The organism is Cupriavidus sp. SIMBA_020 (genome assembly GCF_046535395.1).
Classification (GTDB): Bacteria; Pseudomonadota; Gammaproteobacteria; order Burkholderiales; family Burkholderiaceae; genus Cupriavidus; species Cupriavidus campinensis.
Genome location: NZ_JAWRWU010000358.1, coordinates 1 through 288 on the forward strand (window position 1 = coordinate 1; position 288 = coordinate 288).

1 pseudogene is annotated in these 288 nt (G+C 67.0%); it reads left to right on the forward strand.

Annotation, left to right across the window (positions count from 1 at the left end):
- Window positions 1–158: 158 nt before the first annotated feature.
- A pseudogene (locus tag SB751_RS29570) lies at window positions 159–288 on the forward strand (glutathione ABC transporter permease GsiC); the annotation flags it as partial.

Sequence of the window (288 nt, forward strand, 5' to 3'; positions counted from 1 at the left end):
GAAGATCGTGTACGCGCGCAGCAAGCGGCTGCTCGGCATCTACGTGATGCCGGACGGCTCGTTCAACTTCGACGAAATCTCGGTGAAATGACGGCGGTTCGCCCGCTGCGCAGTGCCGGCGGCGCAAGCTGCCGGCGCGCTGATTCGATCGGTGCCCCATGCTGAATTTTCTCGTCAAACGCCTATTCGGCCTGCTGCCCACGCTCGCGCTCGTCGCGGTGCTGGTGTTTCTGTTCGTGCACCTGCTGCCGGGCGACCCCGCGCGGCTCGCGGCCGGCCCCGAAGCCG